Origin of the sequence: Alishewanella sp. HH-ZS, from assembly GCF_001704375.1 — a bacterium.
Lineage (GTDB): Bacteria > Pseudomonadota > Gammaproteobacteria > Enterobacterales > Alteromonadaceae > Alishewanella > Alishewanella aestuarii.
The window spans coordinates 1-1,228 of record NZ_LZEJ01000092.1 but is presented as its reverse complement, the minus strand read 5'-3'; the positions used below and the strand labels follow the sequence as shown (position 1 = coordinate 1,228).

General features: G+C 49.9%; 1 protein-coding gene. It reads right to left on the bottom strand.

Annotated elements, in window-relative coordinates; genetic code table 11:
* Positions 1-43: 43 nt before the first annotated feature.
* Positions 44-1,228 carry an elongation factor Tu gene (tuf, locus tag A9165_RS16400; protein WP_008609601.1) on the bottom strand — a complete coding sequence of 395 codons (1,185 nt, stop codon included), beginning with the start codon at positions 1,226-1,228 and terminating at the stop codon, positions 44-46.

The following is a 1,228-nucleotide window of genomic DNA, read 5'->3' as shown; positions in this document are numbered from 1 at the left end:
AAAAAAGGCCCCTTACGGAGCCTTCTTTGTACAACAGTATGACTTAGGCGATGATCTTAGATACTACGCCTGCACCTACTGTACGACCACCTTCACGGATTGCGAAGCGTAAACCTTCGTCCATCGCGATTGGGCAGATCAGTTCTACGGTGAACTTCAGGTTGTCACCTGGCATTACCATCTCTACGCCTTCTGGCAGCTCTACCGCACCTGTTACGTCAGTGGTACGGAAGTAGAACTGTGGACGGTAGCCTTTGAAGAATGGCGTGTGACGACCACCTTCTTCTTTTGACAGTACGTACACTTCACCTTCAAACTTAGTGTGTGGCTTGATTGAACCTGGCTTCGCCAGTACCTGACCACGCTCTACGTCTTCACGCTTGGTGCCACGTAACAGTGCACCAATGTTCTCACCTGCACGACCTTCGTCCAGCAGCTTACGGAACATCTCTACACCAGTACAGGTCGTTGATACTGTATCTTTGATACCTACGATTTCTACTGTCTCACCAACTTTGATGATACCTTGCTCTACACGGCCTGTTACTACTGTACCACGACCCGCGATTGAGAATACGTCTTCGATTGGCATGATGAACGGCTTATCGATTGCACGCTCTGGCTCTGGGATATAAGTATCCAGCGCTTCGCCCAGCTCCAGGATTTTCTTTTCCCACTCGGCATCGCCTTCCAGACCTTTTAACGCTGAACCGCGGATTACTGGCAGGTCATCACCTGGGAAGTCGTAGTCTGACAGAAGCTCACGCACTTCCATCTCTACCAGCTCTAACAGCTCTTCGTCATCTACCATGTCACACTTGTTCATGAACACGATGATGTACGGTACGCCTACCTGACGTGATAACAGGATGTGCTCACGCGTTTGTGGCATTGGGCCGTCTGTCGCCGCTACTACCAGAATAGCGCCGTCCATCTGGGCTGCACCAGTGATCATGTTCTTAACGTAGTCAGCGTGACCTGGACAGTCAACGTGTGCATAGTGACGCGTTGGTGTGTCGTATTCTACGTGTGAAGTATTGATCGTGATACCACGGGCTTTTTCTTCCGGTGCTTTGTCGATTTGATCGAAAGCAAATGCCTGACCGCCGTAGTGCTTAGCTAATACGTTAGTGATAGCAGCTGTCAGTGTAGTTTTACCGTGGTCAACGTGGCCGATTGTACCTACGTTTACGTGCGGTTTTACGCGTTCAAATTTAGCCTTAGCCAT

What these genes read in the sequence shown, in the direction of transcription:
- tuf (WP_008609601.1), bottom strand. Translation starts at nt 1,228, where the DNA reads ATGGCTAAGGCTAAATTTGAACGCGTAAAACCGCACGTAAACGTAGGT.